The following is a 23,825-nucleotide window of genomic DNA, read 5'->3' on the forward strand; positions in this document are numbered from 1 at the left end:
CCAACTGTTACGTGTCCTTGTTTATTTTCTTGTTATATTTCAAAGTACTCAGATTTAATTAACCCAAAGCACTTAAGGTCGTGAAACTGATTTTTCCAGTAGCCACTTTGGCGTCTTATACCTTCCTCTTTAAATCCAACTTTTAGAAGAAGTGATTCAGATGCTAGGTTTCCCGGAACAGTATCACCTTGAATACGATTAAGTTCACCGCAAGATAGCTCACCTAAAAATGCAGCTTTAACCATTCGATGAACTGCCTCAGTAGTAAAGCCCGCCCCCCAATATTTAGGCAATAAATCATATCCAAGAACTGCATTTTTCATTTTGGGGCTCCAAGAGTTAAAACCACAAGTCCCTATAAGTTGATTTGTTTCTTTTAGGCGGATGGCCCAACGAATACCCGAGCCTTCTTCAAAGCGAGAGTTAAAAAAATCTATTAAATTACTAGCTTCAGATATTTCAGTAAAAGCTTCTAGATCATAATATTCGACAACTGAGTTGTTTGAAAATAACTCAAAGAGATTATTCGAATCTCCGCTAGTTAATTTATCTAGCTTTAAGCGATTTGTCTCTAAAATAGGAAATGACAACCTGAATCCTCCTTGAAATATAACGCCAAGCTAAGCGGCGCAGTTTACTACGTCCAAAGCTTGAGCGCCTTGTTAAATGCAGTCACGTCCACCCGAGCTCAGCATAAGTTTTCTTATCATGTTCTGGAAAATCCGTGGTGTACTCTCCCCAGCCCATATATTCATAATACTTGGTCATTGCTTCGAAATTTGATGAGGCTTCGCAAGTCCAAATAAGTTTAGCACCAGCCACTAAAAGGTTTCTAGCTCCATCGCCTCGGGGGCCAGACAAACAAAACGTTTGCTCGTCCTCATTTTCAATCCAGAGTTCATGTTTCATATATATTGGCATTTAACGCCCACATAAAAGGCGGAGCGTCAGCGACGTCCAGCGCAACGTAGTGGAGCGGTTTTTCATGTGTTTGTTATGAGTTACTTGCACGATAGTAACTCCATTGAAATTAACGAGACCCATAGGACAATAAATGCTATTGAAAGCAATTCCATCATGAAACTTACTGATGGTTTTTTTAGAACCAGTCCGTCTAGCGCTTTTCTGAGACCAGAATGCTTACTAAAACCGATACTTTCATTCAGTTTTAATAAGACATCCATTTTAAAAGAGATCAGAAACAACTTCAGCTGAATGAAACTCACTTTTCCATTTTTTTGTATTTTATTTATCAGAAGGAAGAAAAACCTGTAAATCGAAGCTCAATTACAAAGAATTAGCAATGAGTTTCAAACTGAAGCCACGAGCAACCCTCGCGTTAACGATATTAAGGTTTAATTAAAATAGAACTGAATTTAGTGAGCTAAACCTAAGAAAGAAGCCGCTTACAAGCACCTAATCCCGGTCGTCGTTGCAACTCCGTATGCTCACAATACTCAGCTAAGTAAGCTTCGGAACCAACTGCTGCTTTAAAGTGTTTCTCAAAGCCTGTGCTAACTTCAAGCCACTGCTCTGATGTGAGGTTAATTCGCTGAAGTATAGGAGCCAGTGAAATATCTAAAGACCCTTTTTTATCTGACCAAATCACCCTACCCGTTAGATCAATCAACTCTAGATAATCCGTGAGTTTGAAAGGCAAACCTTCTGGCTGGTCTTCTCTTTCATAGCCAATAAAGGGAAATAAAGTGTTGGGTTGAGTTTGATTCGCTTTGGCAACTTCGATACGCGTTTTGATACTCGTATGCTTTGAGGTTTCTGATGTTGCTTCCATCTTGGCACGAACGGGGTTTAAGTCAACGTATGCCATACAAGCTACAAGAGCCGACTCATCAAGCAATGCTTGAGATTTAAACCGCCCTTCCCAAAATCGGCCTGTACATTTGTCTTCATTGTTGGCCATACGAGCAATTGGCTCATTCAGCTCTCGCATAAACCAACTTATGTCACAAAGACGCTCACGATACTTCTCACAACTTTCATAAACAGAGGCTAATTCTAACTCAGCCAGATCCATGTTTTCTAAATACTTTTCAGTGAACTGGGTACCTTTATGCAGTAAACGCCAACGTTCTAACACTTCTCTGATAGACCAGTTATTGGCTTTCTCAGTATTAACATGAAGGACTAAGTGGGTGTGATTGCTCATAACGGCATAGGCACAGACATCTATCGCAAAGATAGCAGCAAGAGACAATATCTTATCTTCTATCCAGCCTCTCCTGTGCTCATAGCTTTGCCCTGTTAGCTCATCTTGGCCACACAGAAAAGCACGTCTCACGCAACGGGAAACACAGTTATAATAAGTGGTGTCTTGCAAACTTATTAGAGTCTTACGTGGTTTAGGCATATTAGATTCCTCATCCTTGAGTGAATTCAATAAAACTAGATCATGGTTGAATAACAGTCAAATTAGAGTGGGTGATGGGATGGACGCTCCAAAGTAGTACCGGCGTCATAATGCGCCAAACTGTATGTGTAAGCATCAGTTAATACTAAGGAGCGTCCACATGAATAAGATTAATACGATTGCCATTGATTTAGCAAAGAATGTTTTTCAAATTTGTATTCTTTCACCTGATCAAAAGGTTCTTAAAAACAAACAAGTTTCTCGAGCTCAGTTGCCTTTAATTCTGGCTAAACAAGAGAAGTCTATTGTTGCCATGGAAGCCTGTTATTCAAGTCACTATTGGGCGCGTTTATTTGCGGATATGGGCCATGATGTACGTATCATTCCTGCACAACATGTGAAACCTTTTGTTCGAGGGAACAAGAATGATCATAATGATGCCCTTGCTATCGCCGAAGCGTCATCAAGGCCCAATATCAATTTTGTACCTTTGAAAACAATTGAACAGCAAGATATTCAAGCACTGCATCGCATTAGAGATAAGTTAATCTCTCGTCGAACTAGTATCGTTAATCAAGCTCGTGGATTATTAAGTGAGTACGGCATTATTATGCCAAAAGGCTTATCCAGTTTTACCAAACATATCGCCCTAGTACTCGACCCTGCTGATACGAGACTAACATCTCGTCTCAAGCTTCAACTAGCTGAGGTAAAAGAAGAGTATGACACTTTATCAAGACGTCGATTATCCATACAAAGGGAGTTAGATGAGTATGTTCTTGAAAATAAACTTTGTCAGCGACTCATGACCATTCCGGGTATCGGGATTATCAATGCCACTGCATTGTTTGCTGCAATTGGCAATGCCAGCCAGTTTGAAAACCCGAGGAAACTCTCTGTTTGGCTGGGCCTTACACCCAAGCAACATGCCAGTGGTGGCAAATCTTTTGTGGGAAGAATGAGCAAACGAGGTAATCAGTATTTACGTAAGCAGCTGATACATGGCGCCAGAACCTTAATCCACCGTACAAAAGAGAAAAATGATAAGTTCTCTGTCTGGGTGAAACAATTGGTTGAACGACGAGGCGTACATATAGGTGTTGTAGCAATCGCAAATAGATTAGCAAGGCTTACTTGGATTTTGCTTCACCGAAATGAGGATTATAAAACCGTATCCACTTCATGATAGAAAATAACTAAAGAGTTAAACAACCAAAACAGATCTAACCAAAGTCGACGAACATTTGATGTAAAAGCGGGTTTTCCTCACTTAACGACAGTCTGGATAGGACAAGGTTCTTGAAACCGAGTGGGTGATAAAGACAGTTAAGTACGGATCTCATCAAGGCCAGAAAACCAACAAAAAGCGTTTTCATAACAGGCCGGATATATGTCTAGTACGACCCTTCATCGAGTTAGTGGAATTGGTAAAGATCAAAAGTGGTTAATAAGAAAAAGACAAAACCACTTAATATTCAGAATTAAAAAGTGGTTTGGGTAACTATTGCCTTGACGGCACGGGAGCGTCCATATATGTCCTATTAGTGTTTCCCAAATAGATTTGACTATTGATGAGGCAATAAACATAAAAACAGTTACTACTGCTGAAATTAGAGCAGCAATGATCTTTGGATCAACATCATTCATTCATCATATTCCGATTGTGCTTAACGCCCGTATTTGCGGCGGTTTTGTAGTGAGGCACGAACGGAAAAACCGTCCAAGCCACGTAGTGGCTGATGCAACATGCGTTTGTTATACGCAGAATTTAGCAACAGCGTCTTCATATACAGGTCTATATTTATCAAACAAAGGCATTGCGTGCTCAATAGCCTTAGATTCCGCTAAGTCATGCCAGCCAAAATAATCTTCGGCTATATAAAGTTCTTGCCTCTCATTTTCAGGCAATTCCAAATCAAGGTTATGTAAGATGCGATTTATTACGTTATATAAAGACAATTTACCTTCTGAATATTCTTTCGCTGCTTCCCCAGCTAGAAATTCCTTACTTGGCTCCCCATAGACTTGATAAGAGTTGCTAATTAATTCGATTATCTCTGCAACATCTGAAGCCAAAGATACTTTCTCAATAAAGGGGTCAATTCCTTGATCAGAATATTGTGCGTATGCCCACGCAATTACTTGATCATATGACATGTAATTCTTCTTGAGAAAATAGCTAAGTATATTGTAATCGTCAGTACTAAACTTCATATATGAATAGCGTATAACGCCTTATATAAACCGTACGAAGCATCGGGCGGCCGCAGGGTGCGAATTTAATATTCTTGTTATGTGTTTGATTCATGAGTATTCCAATTCAGTGATGGGCACACATTAGAGGCATGAATTTTTGCCTCTTCTAAGGAGTTATAAGCTCCACCCTGAAAAGAATCTGCTAATCGGTATTCACCTATTCGAACACCGTAGAATTCACCATATTGATCTTCGCTAAGATCTGGCTCATCTTCATAATCACCTGAGCCAGCCTTAAAGTTTGATTTAACAATATGAACTTCGCGCTTTATTAAATCATCATAAAGCCAAGTCCCACTGAGAACCTTTACTTCTATTATTTCAACCATGGTTCAGCCCACTGACACATAACGCCACGCTCTGCGGATATTTTTGAGCGCCAGCGAGAAAATATTCCGTAGCAGCGCCTTGTTATGTGGTTTCATCTGGGTAACTTCATTAAGAAATCATCCACTTTTTCAAAGAGAATTTCATTTGGATCATCACCAGATATTTTGCTATCTATTAAAGCTTTGATAATTTCATCATCCAAGTTTATAATTAATTTACCGTGCTCTCTCATAGCCCCTTGGCATGCAACTAAAGCATTATCTGACGGCCCTTCCCTAGAAATTAAAAAGCAAACCTTACGCTTAGCTTTTTCGAATAGGTATTTTTCGGTTGAATAGACTTGAGACTGACCAATCTTGTCTTGGTAATTCTTAAATTCAAACAACACATACCTAGAATCCAAATTTGATGAAATAAACTTCCATACAGTGGATTTATCTACAACTCGACAAATCAAATCATAACGATGAAGATCATCTGTTGTTCTTTCCTGCTGATGCCAGCCTTTTAGATCTCCATCAAAAAGATATTGTAGAATCTCACTCATGGTATCTTCATAGTCATAACAACCATCTCGCCCATGAGGTATTAATTTCAGTTTATCTTTAAACTGAGAACCCAATATTTCGTTTTTTGAGGGTTCATTCCCTTTCGATGAAAAGTTGATTTTATCAGGATGCAAAATACTGGATAAGTCATCGTGCAACTTTCTCTCTGACAAGTCCACTTCACATAATTTTACGAGCCGTCCCAATAACTCCAAATCAATACTAGCAAGTGATAGCAAGCTATCTAAATTGACTATCTGAATATCATAATCGTCTTCGACTCTTTTCTGTATTTCTGGCTTGATATCTGCTGCAACAATCAGTACTGCTTTTCCAACACTCATAGAGCGAGCAGAATTAACGAGCCTTTCAGCTGAAGCTTTTAATGCAGATGTGGGGTATGTGGTATTACGAGTGTATTTTACTTCAAATACAACTTTGTCCTGATCATCGGGCTCTTTTGCAATGATATCAACGCCCATATCAATCATGGGATCTTGATTATCTACATTCCACTGATTTGCACTTAAAATGTCTTTACACAAATCTTCCAGCGCATAGCCAACTCTAGAACTAAAGCCACTTTTAATTTTCAATATATATCCCTTTCGAAAGACTAACTCTTATACTGCTCGACCACATAACAGCTTAATAATGCGCACGCTCGATTTGTCCGATTTATCCACCGCACCCAAACGTCACATCTACTTAATTAATTTAAAGAAAGGTTACTTATCAACTGAAGACCTTCCTGGCTAAACGCGCATGCGCGTTATTTCGATTTCTATTTTTGCATGTAGGACGCGGTTATTTTCGTGCCCTTCTCATAACTTATTGATTCTACATATTTTAAAAATGGGCACAATGATAAAGCGTGCCAACTATCACTAGACTCAAGAATTGAGATGGGGTTCTCAATAAAACGCCATTTAAAGTAGACACAACAACTACTAATTAACTCATCAAGACTGACTATTAAGCCAGTCTTGATGACACTAAATAAAGTTTAACGAATAGCAATACGCTGGATGACAGGAAATGAACCTAGACTATCTGTTTGAGGAAAAGTGTGGCAAATATCATCACGGATAGAGAAATATACTTTCTTATTAGCTGCTTTCGCAGCCAAAAGCACGCTCAATGCACCTTGAGTGTCGTATGAAGGTAACATTGCATACGTATCTGTTTGATCACAATTAGCAGGGTTTTCCACCCCACCAATTGGTATGAACCCAATACTGTGATCTGGATATCCAGCAAACACATAATCAATATCTGCACTAGTAAAGACAGCTTCTGCATGTAGAGCTGGCGATACAACTAAAGCTAAAGCAAGTATTTTAAGGCTTTTCACTATCTATTCCTTTTATAGTTTAGGGTGTTCTAATGCGGTCAGGCCACACTAGTGAAACCATACTAATTCAGTTTAAAACCCAAGATAAAGCATTAATATCAATTAATTAGTTTTTGGTTCGAACCAACCTCACACCTCCCTTCTACTCAAAAACATCTCCGCACTCGCCTCTTCCGCACTATCATCCTCAAGCGCTATCACCTGCGCTTTGGCAAATACATTGGGCAAGGTGTTGTTCATAAAAAATAACCCTGACTGTATCTTCCCCTGATAAAACGCTTGCTCTTCTGGCTCAAGGCTGCTTTCTGCCTTTTTTGGCTCATGGCTGCCATTAGCAACTAGCGCCCTCTTCGCCACCATCATGCTATCCAGCAGCAACCAACCTAAGGTGACTTCTGCCATCATTTCTAAGAAGCGTGTGGATACGGCAAAAATACGTTCCATTTTTTGCTGACGTATCCAGCTGCCCATGAGTTTGTGTGTTTCCACTAGGCAGTTTAATGCGTCTTCCAGTCGCTTGGCTTGTGGTGCAAAAGCAGAGAAAGTGGCTTCATCACTTTTAGCTGTGGTTAAGAAGCTCATGATTTCCTCTTGGTACAAGGCTAAAAGCTTTGAATGTCTGCCCATGGCGAGCTTGTCTCTAAACAAGTCGGCAGATTGAACAAAGTTAGTCCCTTCCCAAAGTGACATCACCTTGATATCTCTAGCATATTGCTCCACAGGATTATCTGAAATGTAACCATGGCCGCCATAAACTTGAATCGCTGTTTCGGCTACGTGAAAGGCTTGGTCTGAGGTGTAGGCTTTGACAATAGGTGTGAGTAGATTTACCAGAGATTGATGGCGGTAGGCTTGAGCCTCAATTTTCTCCTTATCTTCTGCTGTGTGGCTCTGTTCAAACTGCTCTGGGTTTGCCTGCCTGATATTGAGGTTCATCAATTGGGATTGATGCATGCAAAGCTTGAGTATCAGAGCACGACAGCCTTCTACCTTGCTCTTCATCTCCAACAACATGCGCTTCACATCTATGTGATCGATAATGGCAACCCGCTGCGCTCTGGGGTTAAAAGCTTCTTTAAAACTAGTACCTTGAATACGATTGCCCGCGTATTCTGCAGCATTTAAGTAAGCGCTAGATGCCATGCCCAAAGCGTAAATACCGGTTGCAATACGGGCGAGATTCATCATGGTCATGAGTTGTTTTAGACCGACCTTTTCCCTTTCGCCCAAGAGATAACCGTAACAAGGTGCTGCTTGCCCAAAGCTAATTTGCGCTGTGGCACAGCCATGTAACCCCATCTTTTGCTCTAACCTGACACAGCGCACGCCATTATCGATATGAGAGCCTAAACAAGAGTCTAAATCAGAACCTAATTGAGAGCCTTTTTGCTCTTCTTTTTGGTGAGCGACAGAACCATTCATGTCGCCAAGCTGATACCTTGGTACCACAAAACAAGACAAACCCACTGTGCCTTTTTTCGCCCCTTCGACTCTAGCAAGTACGATATAAGCAATGTTGTCGTTTAAATCATGCATGCCCGCAGAGATAAAGATCTTCTCTCCTTCAATGCGATACATGCCATTATCTTGTTTGACGGCCTTGGTCCGAATATTACCCACATCTGAGCCTGCATCAGGTTCTGTCATACAAAGACAAGCCGCAAAATCATTCTTGGCTAAAGGCTCACAGAATCGCGATTTGAGCTGATCGTCGCCAAACTTGTCGATTAAATACAAGGCGGGGCTGGCAAAACCTGAATAAATCATAAAGGCAGGATTGGCCCCCATAAAGATCTCATTAATACTTTGGGAGATAAGATAAGGCGCACCTAGGCCATCGTATTCTAATGGGGAGCCTAATCGACCCCAACCAGTCTCTTTATAGCTTTCCCAAAGTTGCTCAAAGCCAGGCGGTAGGATGACCTTGCCTGCTTGTTCTTTATCACAGGCCTCTTCCTGCTCACCTGCTTCATAAGAAAGCCTCGCCCCTTGGCGGTCACTGACCTGATATAAAGGCCCCATTTCTTGATAGGAAAAGTCTTTGGCGTGCGTGATTAAGTATTGGCAGAAGGCTTGGTCAAATTCAGGATAAATCTGGCTATCTAGCACTGTGTCTTGGGCGCGAAACTGCTCCCACAGTAAAAACATCTGGTCTCTTAAATCTACTCGAAAGGCATTCGTTTCTTTTGCTGAATTATTCGATTTTGTGTCCATTGTTACGTCCTTTTTCTTATTCTTTTAAGATATTTTTTGTCCATTTAGCGATTAACAGACCATTAATTAACACGTGATTAAAAGTCCCATTTAAAAACCGCTCGTAAGGTATTTTCATTGGGGTTCAAGCCATATTCGCAGTCACTGCAACCTTGGTAGGCTTCAAACTGAAAACGGCTGGTGAGATTGGCATTCCAAGATTTAAGCAATTCCAATCGATGCAATTGGCTGTCATCATCCAAGTTGAGTTGCACGCTTTGTCGGTATTGCCAAAGCCCATCAGATAAGGGGCTGGAATACATAAAATAGAGGTAGTTTTGGCGAAGTTGGCCGTAGTTCAAGCTATCTAACGCAGAGCCCATGTAGGCATAATCCGCGCTCGAACCTAAACCAGAGCTGATATTAGTAAAGGCCGTATCACTATTGGATGAGATGTAATCCCACTCCCCTTCACTAAACCCGTGCTCGCTATGAAGATATTCAAGCCGAAAGTTAGCGCCAGACTCTGTGGTATAAGCCGCGCCCAACAACACCTGCTGCCAAGCACTTTGTGTGCTTTCATCAAAACTAGTGCCGTTATAGTCTGCCAGCAAACTGCTAGTCGTTTGGTTTCTTTGGTGCTGTAAACTCCACTGGGCACGCAGGGTCATGGCATCGGTTAATAATCGGCTCACACTCAAGGCATAATTAAGGGATTGGCCCGGTAATTTATGTAAGATGAGCTCAGCATCGGCCCCACCTTGATAACCCAGTCTCAACACATATTGCTGATTGGCTCTGTAGCTAACCTTAGTAAGGTCATCATCTTCAAGCTCGGCCACTAAGGCCTGATAAAACCAATCTCCCTGATTACGGCTCAAGCTTGCCATCATCCAACCTTCTTGCTGTAAAAGGTCATCTTGATCCGAATAAGGCTGATCACGATAAGGCCTTAACAAGTTAGTGAGATTCCAATTAAAGCCATTACTCCATTCTGTTTTGATACGCCCTGCTTGTGCCTGCCATTGATAGTCTTTTGAATACCAATTGAGATACGCCTCAAGCACTTTTAGCTCATCGCTATCTCTTCTTTCGTCGCTTGAAGCAAACAGATCTTGCACCTCATATTGCGCTAAGATACGTGTGCGGGCACTCAATCCCGCAAGGCTATCTTCTAGGTTTAACTTAGCCCCATAATCCAAGGCGTTTAGCTGTTTATCTTCATTGAATCGAGCCAAGTTAGGGTTGAACGCATGATCTTGGTTGATATCATTCAACTGAAGGTAGGTCATGGCTGAGACACTTTGGGTGAGCACAGAGTTTTCAGAAAGCTTAGCTTCCTCCTCTTTGGCTAGAGGTTGAATCAAGGTGTCACTCCCGCTAGCAAAAGGATCAGTAGGTACATCAGAGGTTGCAAAAGGGTCTACAGGCCCAGCAGCGCCTACAGTTGCAGCACTTATATTAGCTGCACTTACATTAGCCATATGAGACGAACCCGCAAAACAAACACTCAAACCTAGTATTTGAGCAACTCGATGCTTGCTTAAGCAAAGATCTTTAATGAGAAAAAAGCGGCTCATAAATTAACAATCGCTTCTTTACTAAAGCGCGCATCGGGCAAGTCAGTGGCACGATAGTTATCAAATAGCATCCAAGTGTAGCTGCCTTCAATGAGAGGGTCCGTTAGCAACATTTTATGTATCTTAAGCTCGCCATTAAAATCTTTAAACGCCTTGTAATCAGCGGTTTTCAGTAGCTTGCCTGAGCGTGCATAATACTCACTTCGAATTGGCTTATAAGGGGCATTTTCTTCTAACCAGAAGACGACTTTTTGATAGCTTACTGACTTGTTCTTAGCGGTTAAAATCAGCTTAATTTGCCCTTGGGACTTATCACTTTCTTCACTAGAAAGCGCAGCATCATAATCAAGCGCTAAGTTAGAACCTGTCACATCGCCGTTGCTGGTTTCACCCAATAAACGCTGCGCAGGAGAGATACGAATAACCTTGCGAGTCCCTGGAATATAAAGCCACATATCATTATCTTGTTTGAGCAAGACACGGCCTTTTTGTCTTGCGGGAGACTCAAAAGTCACTAGAGACTTCACCGCCTTTACATCCACACTTAACTGGTTTGTGCGTGCATCACGACCCGCTTTATAACTCACATTGGTAATGTCAAAGCTAAAGCCAGCGTTATCAAGGCCACGAAAAGCATCAATCTTCTCAACCAACAATTCTGCCGTGATAGAAGATTGCGCTTGGCTCACGCCGCTTACAAAACAAGCTAGAAAGGCGATGCCGCTTGAGATCAGAAGACGCCTATTAAAAGCGGCTCTTAAAAAATCATTAAAAAACATACTGCTATCCTTTAGAGAAATTTACGCGGAGCGCATGGCTTGGTTAATCAACAAACGAGAGGCTTTAAAGGCGGGATAAATACTCGCAAGTACAGCCACCAGCACACCGGTTAAGGCGGTTTGCCACACCACGGTCCATTCCACAAAAATACGGATGGGATAGCTTTGGCTACTACCAGGGGGGGTCGGCATGATGAACTCTGCCAAGGTGATGCTATTGGCCATAAAGATGCCAAGCAGCACCCCTAACGCACTGCCAAAAAGCCCTAAGTAACTAGCTTCGGTGAGAAACAGCATCATAACTTCGTGGCGCGTAGCCCCTAACGCACGGATAGAGCCGATCTCTGGTGTACGCTCCATCACGGCCATCATCATGGTATTGGCGATACTCAAAGCGGCGATAAAGAGCACAATGATTTTTAGAAAACCAAAGACCCCATCAAACAGATTCACCACTTCATGGTAATAATCAGCAAGCTGAGACCAAGAACGCATTTCAAGGGTGAGCCCTTCTTGTTCAAACAATTGGCTTAACTTATCCATCACGATTTGGGTTTGTGCTGTGTCTTTTAACAGCACGACTAAGCGACTGACCCCTTGCGTAAATTGCAGGTCTTGAGCGTGGCTTAAATTAATACGCAATAGTCGGTTATCCACTTCACGGGTACCGGTATTTATCGCCCCGACAATTTGCACATCTACCGCATTCACAGCGCCATCAGCCGTTGAGGCTAATAAGGTAAGGTAATCCCCAATATTGGCATTTAAGGCGTTATAAAGGCCTTGCCCCACGAGCGCACCCGCTTGATCTTCTGGGAACAAATCTTCCCCTTCAATCAAGGTAATGGCTGAGCTTAAAAGCGCCTCTTTATCTGGGTCTATACCATTCCCCACCACAGCGACCGATTGATTGCCGTTCGTGATCAGACCAGAAAAGTCCAACCTTGGGGTTAATAGCTCAACTTCAGCCAGACCTGACACCAAGTCAGAAACTTGCTGCACTTGCTCTTGGATTAACAAATACTTTTCTGGCTCAATATGGCCATATTGATTAAAGCCTGCTTGATAGATTTGTAAGTGACCTAGCTGTGAGCGAATCATGTTTTCACGCATACCTTCGTACATAGAGGCCACAAAGCCACCAAAAAGAATCAAGCTCACGACACCAATCTGGATAGATAACAAGGTAATCAGGCTACGGCGACGGTTTCTCAGTACATTTAATAGTGCGATTTTATAGCGAAAAAAGTTAATCGATAACATACCTTAAACCTCCTCTAGCCTTTTAGTTGCAAGGACTGACCACTTAGATTGCGATACGGGGCCTGATGCTGAATCAGAGCCTTCACTCGCCGTATTTGATAGCGCCTGCCAGAGTGATTTCGCACTTTCTAGCTGATCATTTTTATAAAAAGATAAGGCCAAATAATAATCAACAAATTCAATAAATAATTTATCTTGTTTTTTTAATGGTGATTTTTTAGCTGATTCGACTATCGATTTAGAAAGCAATTTAGAATCCTGAACTTGCCCACCTTCCTTCTCATGTAAAAGAACATTTTTCAGTAGCGAAAGGTCTTCAACCGCAAAGCTCGCCCGATTTAAAAAGGCCGGCATATTGGCGTAACTGAGCCCACGCAAAAGCCTGACACCTAGGTGATTTGGGGCTTTTTTCACGGCTCTATCCATATAGCGCATACCTTTACGAGACAAGAGATTCATCTGCCCAAGATCCGCTTGATAGAAGATGGATTGATAACTTAATGCGCTGCCCATGGCCGCCATCAATTCATAGTCCTGCTCACCTTGTTCTGCACTGAATTCACTGGCACGAGTTAACCCTTGGGTAATGGCTTCAAGCTTGGCTAAGGTCTGGTTTTTATCCGAGGAAAAGAGAGTCAACCTCAATAAGAGCTGCTGTTTTACCTCTTCTTGCGTCAAACCTGTGTTTGAGCCTTCTTTTTCATTTAGTACCTTTAATAAGGCTTCTTGCTCAGCTTGATCCGCCCCTATAGCACTGGGTAATTGGTAATCCGAAAGCAAATAGGTTTGCTTAACTTTATTTTGAGCAGCATTTTGAGCTTCATTTGCCACCTTGCTTGATGCTGCATTCGCATTAATGCTCGCCTCGTCTGAGCAAGCCACCAGCAAGCTGGCTGTTAGCGCCAAAGGCAAAAAGAGCTGTGCTTTTATTGCGTTAGGAGATTGTTTAAAAAAACGCCTCATGCCGCGACCCTCTGTTTATCCTGCAAGATACAGCCATCCCTAAGCTCAATGACACGAGATGCCTGCTCCAACACATAGTCATGGTGAGTGGCAAAAATAAAGGTGATGCCTTGGCGATTGAGCTGCTTCATCAGCGCCATAATGCTTTGGGCATTCTCTGAATCCAGATTCGCTGTTGGCTCATCCGCGAGGATAATATCTGGCTCTGTAACCAAAGCTCTTGCGATCGCCACCCTTTGCATTTGCCCGCCAGAAAGCTGATTGGGCTTGTGATTAACAAAGTCCGCCAACCCCACTCTTTCCAAGGCGACTAGGGCTTTTGCTTTATTCTCTTTATGACTAGAAGCCCCCGCCGCTTTTCCCCCTGTTCTTAGCGACAGTGGATATTGCACATTCTCAAGGGCCGTCAGCACAGGCAAGAGATTGAAAGACTGGAAGATAAAGCCGATATGATCGCGGCGCACATGGGACTTTTGTCTGTCACTCATAGGCCCAAGTGCCTTGCCAGCAATGGCGATTTCACCCTCGTCCGCTTCATCCATCGCGCCAATTAGGTTTAGCAAGGTGCTTTTACCACTGCCGCTCGCGCCTTTCAGTACCAAGAACTCCCCTTTATCTACCGCTAAATCAATTTGATTTAGGGCACAAACTCGGCTTTGGCCTAGGGTAAAAAAGCGCGACACCTTAGCTAAGTTAACCAACCTCATGCTGCGCCTCGCTCGCCATCATGAATCGAGATAAAGTCTGCTTCCATCTTGCTGAAATGTTCAAGATCACTGGCTTTTTTCTCAGGGATAGCCTTATAAAGCTCTAAATAAGTTTGGATTTTATTAGCATCAACAGCATCACCTTTAAACAGGTAAGCTTGTGCCATAGATAGGTAAAACTGAGACTTCACCTCATCAGGAATATACTGCCCCTGTTTATCTAGCAGGCTGGTAAACCATTTCTCATCTTCAAATACTTGATCGAACAAGGGGTTGATATCACCAATGTTGGCAAAGGTCGCCATACGGATAAGACGAACCGATAAGTCATTAGGCGCTGCAATCACAGCTTGGCTAATATTCTTGAGCGAGTCATTTAGCTTATAAAGCTTGTATAGCCCCATGGATAAATCCAACATTGCACCCGATTCTTTCGCTCTATTCGCGTTGTACCAAGCTTTTGCTAGAGGGTCATTTGGTGCTAACTCGACAGCTTTCCCTAAGTAGTCAGCAGCCAGCGCTATGTCGTTATGTAAGGTGTATTGGCTACCTATCTCGATCAGTAGATCCAAATCTTCAGGCTCTGTTTTAAGCGATTGCTTTAGAGCAGCCATATTCATTTGAGCATCCTTGTTATAAGCCTGCTTAGGAAACTCAATTGGCGCAGCACCCGTGAACCAGGCCACCACATTGCCAATAATGAAACTCGTTAATACAAAACTCAGGACTTTTTTCATTCTCTTTCCCTCTGACGCATACAAATAAGCTGACCCAGACAAGAAGAACCAAGCGTTTAAGCTAGGCCTCTTAACTTAGGTCATGCCGGTGCGAACACTTCCTATTCTGGGTTAAACAAAGTTATCTGACGCTTCAAGTAGCTGAGCATCCATATCACGCAGCGTAGTGAACTCATCAAAAATCAAGGCTTCTGGATCACTCACATCTGTATAAATTTGCTCGCAAATGAGAATCACCTCCACCACATTTAATGAATCCACCCCTAGCTCACCAAGGGGCGTATCAGCATCGATAGCATCCTTGTTTAGCATTTCGGCAACTTGTGCTTGTAGGTCTGTTAGTTGGCTTTTATCTGACATTTTGTTTCCTTTTTATTGTTGTTTAATTAACTAAAATCATTACCAATTACATTGCTCAATTAAGCTTTCATTGAAGACTTAATTGAGATTTAGAGAACGTTTTATAACGCGCTCTCAATAGAAAACCTTCTATAAAGAGCAGCCTAAATGGCGTGATAGATGGTCTAGCGTTAGGCTTTTCATGCAAAAAGCATCCACTTGCGACCGTTTATCTTGCTGTTTAATCAGTTTGGCTGTGAGAGGCGGTGCAGCGACTTTAAGCAAGCTGTGTGTCACCGGTTTATAACCATGCAGCATCAGCCTTTGCATGGCATCGTAGAGATTCACCAAGCTGTCATCCTGCGGGTCAAAATAGACCTTAGAGGCCGTTTTAAGCCACTGGTTATCATTTGGAATCAATGCAAGTACGGATTGCTCTATCACCCTAGCCGCAAACCCGTGTGTTAAAGCGACAAACTGCACCTCTTTTCCTAAACCTTCGGCGAGTAGCCTTTCTTGCTGCCACTGGTTAGGTAAACGCACGGTAAGATCTAACCAAAGTTCAAAACTAGGCGTTGTCACTTGACCCTGATGAAAGCTCAGCATTTGAGTTTGATACTCTTGCCTTAACTTAAGCTGTGTTTGGCGCTGCTGCTTAAATGCCTGACTTAACCCAGATTTAAACAGCGGTCCGTATAAGGATTTAAGCGACTTAATGTCTAATAAGGCATTCTTGTCCCAGGCCTGATTCAACTCAGCCAGCTGACTAGCAATACCAAGACCAGTACCAAGAGCAGCTACTTGTCTTTGTGTAGATTCCGCCTGACCTTGCAAGCGATATAAGCCTGTTTTACTTTGATAAGCGTCTGATGAATCCGCCATCAGATTATCCAATAAGCAGAGTTGTCCTAACTGAGTGACAGGTTCACTTAATAACCTTGAAACCAAAGGTAACGCCATAAATGCATTGAACTTACCCTCTTTTAACAGGCCAATTGCTTCATCTTCTTTGACACTGGCTTGCTTATTTTCTAGTTGCCCGCACTCTGACTTAGCCGCTTGAGATTCTGCCTTAGCCATTTGGGATTCTGACTTAGCCGCTTGAGAGCCAAGCTGATTAAGACAAAGCTTTTCTTGCAGACTTAGAGTTTTATGGGCAAGGCATTTTGCTTTAATGCCCGTTTGTCCAGAGGCAATCTGCCAAATTTGGCTCTCGCCATTGGCTAATTGCCTCACTCCTTTCACTAGAGTTAATGGCGGCACCAGATAAGATTGAGTAAAGAGCTGGCCTATGGCATCTGCGTCTAACTCGGCACCTGTTATGAAGTCATTCATGCTAGAGCTTAGTGCAAACTCAGCCTCATTCGATTTATAAAAAAGGCGGTAGCTTGAAAAAGCAGAACAAGTAATAAAACACTCAGGTAGATTGCTTTTATCTGATGAGCCTTCGATTGGCAGTATCAGACGATAATCCCCCAATACCTTTTGATTGAAGTCCAGTTTCCACGCTTGAAAAGCCGCTTTTAGCAAAGTCTGCAAAGAGGTATCCTCTGCCAACTCTAACTCTTGAATCAGGCTTTGGCGGTTAGTTAAATAACCATCGAAAAGAAAGCTATTATGATCACATATCATGCCTGCGCTCCTTGCTCTGCTTCGCTTTTTCCAGCCTCGCTTTTCACTGGGCCACTCTTCACAAATGCGGCTTTATCCTGCTTTTTAGCTGAAATCGGGCTGACTTCCGCTTGATCATCCAGCTCGCTTTCACTTGTCTGATCGTCTATCTGGTCGTCTGTCTGATCATTTGAAGCGGTCATCTCAAAAATGCTGGCAAGCCAATTAGGCAACACCTGACACGCAGCGGGTAAAATACGAATATGATTTAGTTTTGGCACCTTAATTAGGGACTTAGCTAAATCTGGCCCTAAGTGCCAATGAAATACCGTATCAAGCAAGCTAGAGTGAATGACCTCATCCTCTTCACCAACCAACATAAGGGTTGGCACCTTGATACGATTAAAGGCATTGGGATAATCATTGATGTCACAAGACAGCATGAGGTTATAGCTGTAATCCAACACACGCCCTTCTAGTTTGGCCATCCGCTCGCTCGCCGGAAAACTCAAAATCGGCTTATGACGAAAACCTGGAATCAACTTGGCTAACCAAAAAGCCTTCATATTGAGTATTGGCGCATACTGCAAAGCGGCCTCTGGCACGGGGCCATGGACTTTCGCTTGGCGAAAGTAAGTCAACCTATATTGCAAAGCCGAAGACGGCTGAGGGTATCGCACCGTCTCTAATGGCCCATTGATCGCAGGAGAAACGAAGGCCACAGCCTTAATCTCATCACAGCTGTACTTATCGATATAGCGCAAACAGACCACAGCACCCGCTGAGTGCCCACCTATCACAATGGCAGCCTTTTCATCTTGGCTTTTGATATGGGCAATCATGTCAGCCAGATCATCTTCTAACTGACCCACATAATGAAGATCCCCCGGCTTACCTTGAGATTCCCCATGACCACGCCAATTAAGCAGACAAGTTTGGTAACCTTTACCAGACAGAGCCTTAGCAATATTGGCGTAACGTCTTGAGTTATAGGTGCTGCCATGAAGGAAGATGAAGCACACTTTGCTAATCTCATCACTGCTGTTTGCGGCGATATCTTGAGCTAACGCCCCTTCGGGAGAAAACTCATCATAGGCGAGACGCACACCATCCCTGGCTAAAAAGCTCCTTTTTTCCATTAGCATGTGCCTTCCTTTTCAGTCTCTGTCGCTTCCTCTTGACCAAGCTGCACACGCTCTTCTGCGTCAACTGTTTGCGACTCTCTTTCCATTTGCGCAAGTAATCTTTCTGCCGCGATTTTGCGGGTTGGCACTTCGACATCCTGAATAGGGTCACTCATGATGCTTTCATCGGTTTGACGACAGAATTGCAAGAAATAAGGCACGGTGAAAGGCATGTGAATGTATTCTTGCTCTTGTGCCCACAACGCCTTAGCTTGCTTTGTCAGAAGTGCCATATCATCCTGAGTTAACCCATTTTTAGTGCAGGCAATATAAACATCGCCTGATTCAAACGACATCTCATCAATACTTGCGACAAGCTCGCCTTCTTGAAATTCCAGCTCACTTTGCTCAATAAGTTTTTGCGTTAAAGCGACATTAATATCCTGTATCAAGTCTGGCAAATCAGCCTTAGTGAAACTGTCTTTCGTCAGGATTTGCGGTAGGTTCAAACACTCTTGCACCAAGTTACGGCTAGCAAACTTTTTAAGATTCAAACGACTTCCTGTGACTTGCAGATAAATACTGGCCCAGAGTTTGGTATGTAGATCGATACGACGACCATCTTTACCCTTGTCGCCCATTTCGAAAACAAAATAGCGATAAATTTCGGCACCAGATTCAAAAAAGCCAATCGAGTTACGGTCAAAATAACGACCTTCGTAGTTTAGAGTTTCAGCTGTTTCTAGAATTTGTCGATTGAGCTTTTTCTCTAACGCCAAATAACCACGGCGTAAATGACTCTTAGATTGCCACCTTTCAAGGTCGACAAAATTATCCGCCATGTAGTCCCAAGCGGTTTCTAAGAAATAGGTCGCCGTGATGTAAGCCAAGATAGGAGAACACAACTCACCACAATCCAGCACGGGCGTCACATTGTTCACATGACTATAAATACGCTGGTAGAACTCATGGGCTTGCTGGTTAAGTACCGGCAAGTTTTGCGCTAATTTTGTAATGGCTTCGCTTTCATCTTCAGTGGCAAAGTCCTCACAGATGGTTTTGCAAATACCATCATTGAAAAGCGAAATCATATCGCCGCCAAAGCTGAACAAAGGGTCTAGGAACATGGCAGCAAAACCTGTGGTTGCCCACCTATGTTCGCTCATGTACTTCTCACCTCGGTAAGCAAGTTGCCCCCAAGCTTCAAAGTCCTCCATTTGCGCGCCGTCAAGAAGATCAGCAAGACCTTTATGACTCTTCAAGAAAGCCATGAATTCATCCCTTTTTACAGGGCGTTTTTTCATCCTTTCTTTGTCACAATCCACACCAATACTGGTAAAGCCACCACTTAACGGAATGACCCAAATCCAATACCCTTCTCCCGTAAAGTGAATCGTCGATAGGAAACGTCCATTCACTTTACGACGCCATTCTTTTGGCCCTAGTGCATCGATATCTTTGATATTGCTAAAACGCGCCCAAGTAGAAGCGTTTTGCGGCACATCACGTCTATGATGCAGCTTGTATTTTTTGGCGATAAGCCCCGCTTTACCACTAGCATCCACCAGCCAGCGACAGCTGACGGTTTGCCCCATAGGGTCAATACTTTCTCCAAGTGCTGGACAATCAAATTGCACTAGATGTGGCGCCGCATGGATACTCTCATCTATTTCCAAATCTTTAACGCGCGCACCAAGCAGAATATCAATGCCCATTTCGCGATTCATGGCAACCAAGTCTTCTTCTAGCCTTGCCCTATCAAGCTGAAAAGCTGGATGTGGCGGAATATTTGAAGTGCCGTGCTCACTCATTTCGTGCAGCTCTAAGTCATGATTTTCTGAATCAAACAAGAACCTCAAGCCATTTTTTGGCAGATGATTACGATACAAGTAGTTCGCTAAACCAAGACGGTGCATGAAGTAATGGCCTGTCATTTCAACCGTTGCTTCACCGACTTTCGCCTTGTATTCAGTGGCCGCATCCAACTGCACAATGGAAAGCTCTGGTCGGCTCATTTTCAACTGCCTTGCTAAGGTTAACCCCGCCCATCCCGCACCAATAATCACCACATCATAACTAGGCTTAACTTTGGTGGTTAGGTTAGCTTGCATAAAAGCAGGGCCTGCTTTTACTTGCTCAGTCACGCTAGACATTCCGTTCATCTATCTACTCCTAAGTGTCACATTGTTAATTATTCGGTGATCGTTTCTGACCAGCGAAAATAATGATTATTGATACCCCGATATTGGGTTTGCGGGTATTTCAGGGTATGTTTTACCTGCTGGTAGTAACTTGCCTTACATTCGTTTTTGACATGCAAAGCCGCTTGATAAGCACTTTGATCTGATTTGATACAGCACTCACTGAGTGATGACTGAGTTAAGGCTTGATCGGCTTTAAGGCCACGACTTATCAGCATGCAACCTAAACGACCGCCACCTCCCAATGTCATCAATAACAAAGGGCCTTTCGCCAATGCTGCTTGGTATCCCTGCAATTCAAAAAGAGGCTTGAGGCTTAAAAAGTGTTGCTGCCCCTGCTCTGCACTCGCAAGCCATTCACTGGTGGCAAAAGGGCCAGATAGCCGCTCTTGTAAGGCAAGCTCTAACTTCTTTCCCCATTGGGAACTAATGGCAAAGGAAACAGGCTGAGTCGCCTCTGGTAGTTGCTTGATGTAGTCTTCGAACATCAGCAAAAGTTTTTGTGTGCCCGACATACCAAGGGGCTGAGAAAGTATGTCGCACTGCATTATGATGATGTCTTTTGGTTCAGCGTGTTTTTTACGCAATACACACAAGCCAACGCAATTAAGCACAGTTAAACCATCTTGTTCGTCGTCATTGCCCACACCTAAAGAGTTTAAACAGGCTTGCTGCAAGCCTTGATCTAGCTCTAGCGCAATCACCAAGCAATCTTGGCTTTGCGATTGGCTCGCCTCAAACACAGCCGCATGAAAGCTGGTACAAGCGGCGCTGACAAATCGCAACTGACAGCCTTTTTGCATCAAATCCCGAGCAAACTCGCGAATTTTGGTATTTAGCAAAGGCTTCACTTCTCCTGCGCTAATCAAGAGCACTTGCTCTGGCAAAGTCGTTAGCTGATTTAACTGAGCTTCAAGCAAACTTAAACCATGACCCACCGAAAGCACCTGCCTTGCCCAAAGGGACTCAATCACCATGCTAGCCACAGCAAGGTTTTCTGTAGGCGCAGAGCTAAAAGAAGCATCAAATTGCATTATCACACTCCTCTTTGGCAGCAATACCAAACTCAGCCAATGATTCAATAAGTTGAGCAAAGCAGGCCTCTTCACGAGAAACATCAAACTGGCTTTGGCTATACAAACTGAGATGCATTTGATTTTCACCTTGCTCTAGCTGATACCTAAGCAAGTGATCATCAATCACCAACAGCCTTGAGACGTCACCTTTTGATACACCCTCTTTTAGACGTAATACTTCAGGCTGAATGTCTTGCATCAAGAGCACATTAGGTTCTAATAAAACAGCGGGTAAACGCATACCACCTGGCATTGAAAGGCGAATAAGAAAGTTTACTTCGCCTTCAAAACACGCATTTGCCTGCTTCACAAAGCGCTCTAAAATTTGATAGTGCTCAGCAAAATTCAGGTAAATCGGTGCCTTACTGGAAGGCAATAAAGCAAAGACTTCAAAGTCGTTTTCACTTTCTAGCGGCATATATCTCGCAAGAGCAGCAGACAACTTACCTTCAAAAGGCACACGCTTAAGCTCGCCTTTAAAATGCAGCCTATTCATAGCTCGCCTCCTCATTCAGAATTAAATGAGTGTCTTGATTCACTCGCACCTCTGCCATGGCAAAATAACCATTCAGTGCAAGCGAGGCTGCCATGTATTTTTGCTCTTCTAAGGGTGGGTTTTCCAAGCTATGGCAAAGTATGGATAACCAAGGATCTGAACCAAAACAATGGCCCCAGTTATGGTGTAAATCCGGCAAGCGCCATTGCTTAGCCAATAGTTTGTTAAACATTTCTTGAATGTGTTCAGGAAAAAACGGCAACGCCAGACAAACATTATCTCTGCCTGTCACGGTACGCCTTACGACTGTGGCAAATTCAGCCATAGAGTTATGGGTCAGCGCACATTGAGTAATGAGTTCATTACTGACTTCACCTGTGACTTCAAGCAAAACCGTAGTGATACCAAAACCAGACTCATGCCAGTTCTCGTTATAGCGCCAAAAAGTCAGATCATAGAGATTGGCATCTAAAATACTGACCAAAAGGAAGCGCTTCTTCTCTGCCTTGGCATAAGTTAGATAATGGCGTAAGGAATAACCCCAAGAGGCACATTCATAGGCATTGATATAAGTATCTGGATTATTAGGACCAAGCGCCGTTAGCTTTTCAGCCACATCAGACCAAGCAATATCCCCTGTGGTAAATGGCATCTCTACCATGGTCGAGCACAGGAAATGCCTATCTATCTGGTTTCTTTCCTCTTCTGAAAGCTTGGCGAGCACCTGCTCTGTCTGGGTATGAATTAATCCAGACAGCCATTCAAAACTTGCCTCTATACTTGGCCTTTGCTGATAAAGGCAAGACTTAAGCGGCTGAAAACCTATCCCTCTTACGGTTAAAGCACTCATCGTCTCGCCCTCTTTTGCTTAGCGTATATCTCGAAAAAGCAGCGGTACGAGCTTCCTTCCATTTTAGTGAAACCCAGTAAATCCCTTTGATCAGCAAAGCTTTTTACTTTATTGCTTGCTACCAAGTTTGCTAATAGCTCATTACTAGCAAACTTCAGCGCTAACACCTGATCTACGCTGTGAATGGAGAAATCCGGTTGAGCCAAAAAGTGATCGGCAAAACCCAAGATAAAATCGATATTGGTTTTAAGTTCGGCATCCATATCTAATCGATTTTCTTTATCTAGCCACAAAAGGTGGTGCATTAAGGCTTTGACAAAACGTGGACGCACTAAGGTTAAAAAGCGGTTTACACTGGCCATGCCACCTTTCTTCAGGATCTGATCTGGGCTGACTTTCACCTCACCCACCACATTGCCTAATTGCAAAGCACCATCAAGATAAGCACTGCCGACCTTGTCCTGCTTGAGTTCTTTTGACTGCTCGGGAGTAAGCATTAAAGTAATGGGGTAAGGCTTACCTGATTGTTTAACCACCAGCATGACAAAGCCTAAATTATGAGCTTCTATCCCCCATTTTTTATTGACTTTTAGATGATACATATCGGTTTCATCTGGACTCACCGACAACTCTGTAGACCAATTAGCTAGGCTTGGGCCACCTGCATCTGTCATTAAAAAATGTCCAAAAATATCTTTCTCAAGCCAAGCATCTACCTGAGTTTGCTGCGCTTCTGTGGCTGTCAGGTTGAGCATAATAGAGCCAAACAGCCCGATAATTTGATGAAAATGTGGGCCAAAGCCCGTCTCTTTTATGGCCTTTGTTAACTCATCAATAACAAAGGTTTGCTCAAACTGAGGCAAAGGCTGCTTTACCTTGGCAACACTTAAGGGCAAACGTTGACTGAAATCATCTTCAATCAAAATTTCCGAATCTAATAGCGATAAACAAGTTTGGTTAATCATGCGATCTAGGCTTTCAGGCAAGGCTTTGTAGCCAGCCAAAGGCGCAGTGATAAAGCCACCAAAAAGTTGTGATAAATCATTCATA

The 23,825-nt window shown here is 43.1% G+C and carries 23 protein-coding genes; 1 reads left to right on the forward strand and 22 read right to left on the reverse strand.

Going from position 1 to position 23,825, the window contains the following annotated elements:
- Positions 1 to 32: 32 nt before the first annotated feature.
- From OA91_RS10735 to OA91_RS10745, 3 genes are all read right to left on the reverse strand, one after another.
- Positions 33 to 590 carry a GNAT family N-acetyltransferase gene (locus OA91_RS10735; RefSeq protein ID WP_063338222.1) on the reverse strand — a complete coding sequence of 186 codons (558 nt, stop codon included), beginning with the start codon at positions 588 to 590 and terminating at the stop codon, positions 33 to 35.
- A gap of 82 nt (positions 591 to 672) precedes the next feature.
- Positions 673 to 861: a hypothetical protein gene (locus OA91_RS10740; RefSeq protein WP_197480487.1), complete on the reverse strand. Its 189-nt coding sequence runs from the start codon at positions 859 to 861 to the stop codon at positions 673 to 675.
- Positions 862 to 1,390: 529 nt separating this feature from the next.
- A complete protein-coding gene (locus OA91_RS10745; RefSeq protein WP_063338223.1) occupies positions 1,391 to 2,368 on the reverse strand; it encodes a transposase in 978 nt (325 codons plus the stop codon).
- Positions 2,369 to 2,528: 160 nt separating this feature from the next.
- Here OA91_RS10745 and OA91_RS10750 point away from each other — a divergent pair, with 160 nt between their 5' ends.
- Complete coding sequence (locus OA91_RS10750; protein WP_063338224.1) at positions 2,529 to 3,554, forward strand: IS110 family transposase; 1,026 nt, start codon at positions 2,529 to 2,531, stop codon at positions 3,552 to 3,554.
- A gap of 569 nt (positions 3,555 to 4,123) precedes the next feature.
- Here the strand turns inward: OA91_RS10750 and OA91_RS10755 are convergent.
- The 19 genes from OA91_RS10755 to OA91_RS10845 all read right to left on the reverse strand — a co-directional run bounded on the left by OA91_RS10755 (position 4,124) and on the right by OA91_RS10845 (position 23,824).
- Positions 4,124 to 4,525: a hypothetical protein gene (locus tag OA91_RS10755; RefSeq protein ID WP_231870351.1), complete on the reverse strand. Its 402-nt coding sequence runs from the start codon at positions 4,523 to 4,525 to the stop codon at positions 4,124 to 4,126.
- A 134-nt stretch (positions 4,526 to 4,659) separates the two neighbouring features.
- Positions 4,660 to 4,953: a hypothetical protein gene (locus tag OA91_RS10760; RefSeq protein ID WP_063338226.1), complete on the reverse strand. Its 294-nt coding sequence runs from the start codon at positions 4,951 to 4,953 to the stop codon at positions 4,660 to 4,662.
- Between the two features lie 92 nt (positions 4,954 to 5,045).
- A complete protein-coding gene (locus tag OA91_RS10765; RefSeq protein ID WP_063338227.1) occupies positions 5,046 to 6,098 on the reverse strand; it encodes a restriction endonuclease in 1,053 nt (350 codons plus the stop codon).
- A gap of 410 nt (positions 6,099 to 6,508) precedes the next feature.
- Positions 6,509 to 6,856 carry a hypothetical protein gene (locus tag OA91_RS10770; protein WP_046016497.1) on the reverse strand — a complete coding sequence of 116 codons (348 nt, stop codon included), beginning with the start codon at positions 6,854 to 6,856 and terminating at the stop codon, positions 6,509 to 6,511.
- Positions 6,857 to 6,985: 129 nt separating this feature from the next.
- Positions 6,986 to 9,070 (reverse strand): acyl-CoA dehydrogenase, encoded by a 2,085-nt coding sequence (locus OA91_RS10775; RefSeq protein ID WP_063338228.1) that lies wholly within the window; start codon positions 9,068 to 9,070, stop codon positions 6,986 to 6,988.
- A gap of 77 nt (positions 9,071 to 9,147) precedes the next feature.
- On the reverse strand, positions 9,148 to 10,629 hold the full coding sequence (locus OA91_RS10780) for a hypothetical protein (RefSeq protein ID WP_063338229.1): 1,482 nt from the start codon (positions 10,627 to 10,629) through the stop codon (positions 9,148 to 9,150).
- Positions 10,626 to 11,408 (reverse strand): outer membrane lipoprotein-sorting protein, encoded by a 783-nt coding sequence (locus OA91_RS10785; RefSeq protein ID WP_063338230.1) that lies wholly within the window; start codon positions 11,406 to 11,408, stop codon positions 10,626 to 10,628. The genes OA91_RS10780 and OA91_RS10785 overlap by 4 nt, the downstream gene beginning before the upstream one ends.
- A gap of 21 nt (positions 11,409 to 11,429) precedes the next feature.
- Positions 11,430 to 12,671 carry an ABC transporter permease gene (locus tag OA91_RS10790; RefSeq protein ID WP_063338231.1) on the reverse strand — a complete coding sequence of 414 codons (1,242 nt, stop codon included), beginning with the start codon at positions 12,669 to 12,671 and terminating at the stop codon, positions 11,430 to 11,432.
- A 3-nt stretch (positions 12,672 to 12,674) separates the two neighbouring features.
- Positions 12,675 to 13,634: a hypothetical protein gene (locus OA91_RS10795; RefSeq protein WP_063338232.1), complete on the reverse strand. Its 960-nt coding sequence runs from the start codon at positions 13,632 to 13,634 to the stop codon at positions 12,675 to 12,677.
- Entirely contained in the window at positions 13,631 to 14,341 is a 711-nt protein-coding gene (locus OA91_RS10800) for an ABC transporter ATP-binding protein (RefSeq protein WP_082827887.1), read from the reverse strand. Before OA91_RS10800 ends, OA91_RS10795 begins: the two co-directional genes overlap by 4 nt.
- A complete protein-coding gene (locus tag OA91_RS10805) occupies positions 14,338 to 15,078 on the reverse strand; it encodes a hypothetical protein (RefSeq protein ID WP_063338233.1) in 741 nt (246 codons plus the stop codon). The genes OA91_RS10800 and OA91_RS10805 overlap by 4 nt, the downstream gene beginning before the upstream one ends.
- A gap of 111 nt (positions 15,079 to 15,189) precedes the next feature.
- On the reverse strand, positions 15,190 to 15,438 hold the full coding sequence (locus OA91_RS10810; RefSeq protein WP_046016487.1) for an acyl carrier protein: 249 nt from the start codon (positions 15,436 to 15,438) through the stop codon (positions 15,190 to 15,192).
- Positions 15,439 to 15,567: 129 nt separating this feature from the next.
- The gene (locus OA91_RS10815; protein ID WP_063338234.1) at positions 15,568 to 17,049 is read right to left on the reverse strand and encodes a hypothetical protein; all 1,482 of its coding nucleotides are present in this window, start codon (positions 17,047 to 17,049) and stop codon (positions 15,568 to 15,570) included.
- Complete coding sequence (locus tag OA91_RS10820; RefSeq protein WP_063338235.1) at positions 17,046 to 18,173, reverse strand: alpha/beta hydrolase; 1,128 nt, start codon at positions 18,171 to 18,173, stop codon at positions 17,046 to 17,048. The genes OA91_RS10815 and OA91_RS10820 overlap by 4 nt, the downstream gene beginning before the upstream one ends.
- Complete coding sequence (locus tag OA91_RS10825) at positions 18,167 to 20,314, reverse strand: NAD(P)/FAD-dependent oxidoreductase (RefSeq protein WP_231870352.1); 2,148 nt, start codon at positions 20,312 to 20,314, stop codon at positions 18,167 to 18,169. The genes OA91_RS10820 and OA91_RS10825 overlap by 7 nt, the downstream gene beginning before the upstream one ends.
- 29 nt (positions 20,315 to 20,343) lie before the next feature.
- Entirely contained in the window at positions 20,344 to 21,387 is a 1,044-nt protein-coding gene (locus OA91_RS10830) for a hypothetical protein (RefSeq protein WP_063338236.1), read from the reverse strand.
- Positions 21,377 to 21,925: a hypothetical protein gene (locus OA91_RS10835; protein ID WP_063338237.1), complete on the reverse strand. Its 549-nt coding sequence runs from the start codon at positions 21,923 to 21,925 to the stop codon at positions 21,377 to 21,379. The genes OA91_RS10830 and OA91_RS10835 overlap by 11 nt, the downstream gene beginning before the upstream one ends.
- Entirely contained in the window at positions 21,918 to 22,775 is an 858-nt protein-coding gene (locus OA91_RS10840; protein WP_063338238.1) for a hypothetical protein, read from the reverse strand. The genes OA91_RS10835 and OA91_RS10840 overlap by 8 nt, the downstream gene beginning before the upstream one ends.
- Complete coding sequence (locus tag OA91_RS10845; protein ID WP_063338239.1) at positions 22,772 to 23,824, reverse strand: hypothetical protein; 1,053 nt, start codon at positions 23,822 to 23,824, stop codon at positions 22,772 to 22,774. The genes OA91_RS10840 and OA91_RS10845 overlap by 4 nt, the downstream gene beginning before the upstream one ends.
- Position 23,825: the final 1 nt, after the last annotated feature.

Source organism: Marinomonas sp. SBI8L, assembly GCF_001624705.1.
Taxonomy (GTDB): Bacteria; Pseudomonadota; Gammaproteobacteria; order Pseudomonadales; family Marinomonadaceae; genus Marinomonas.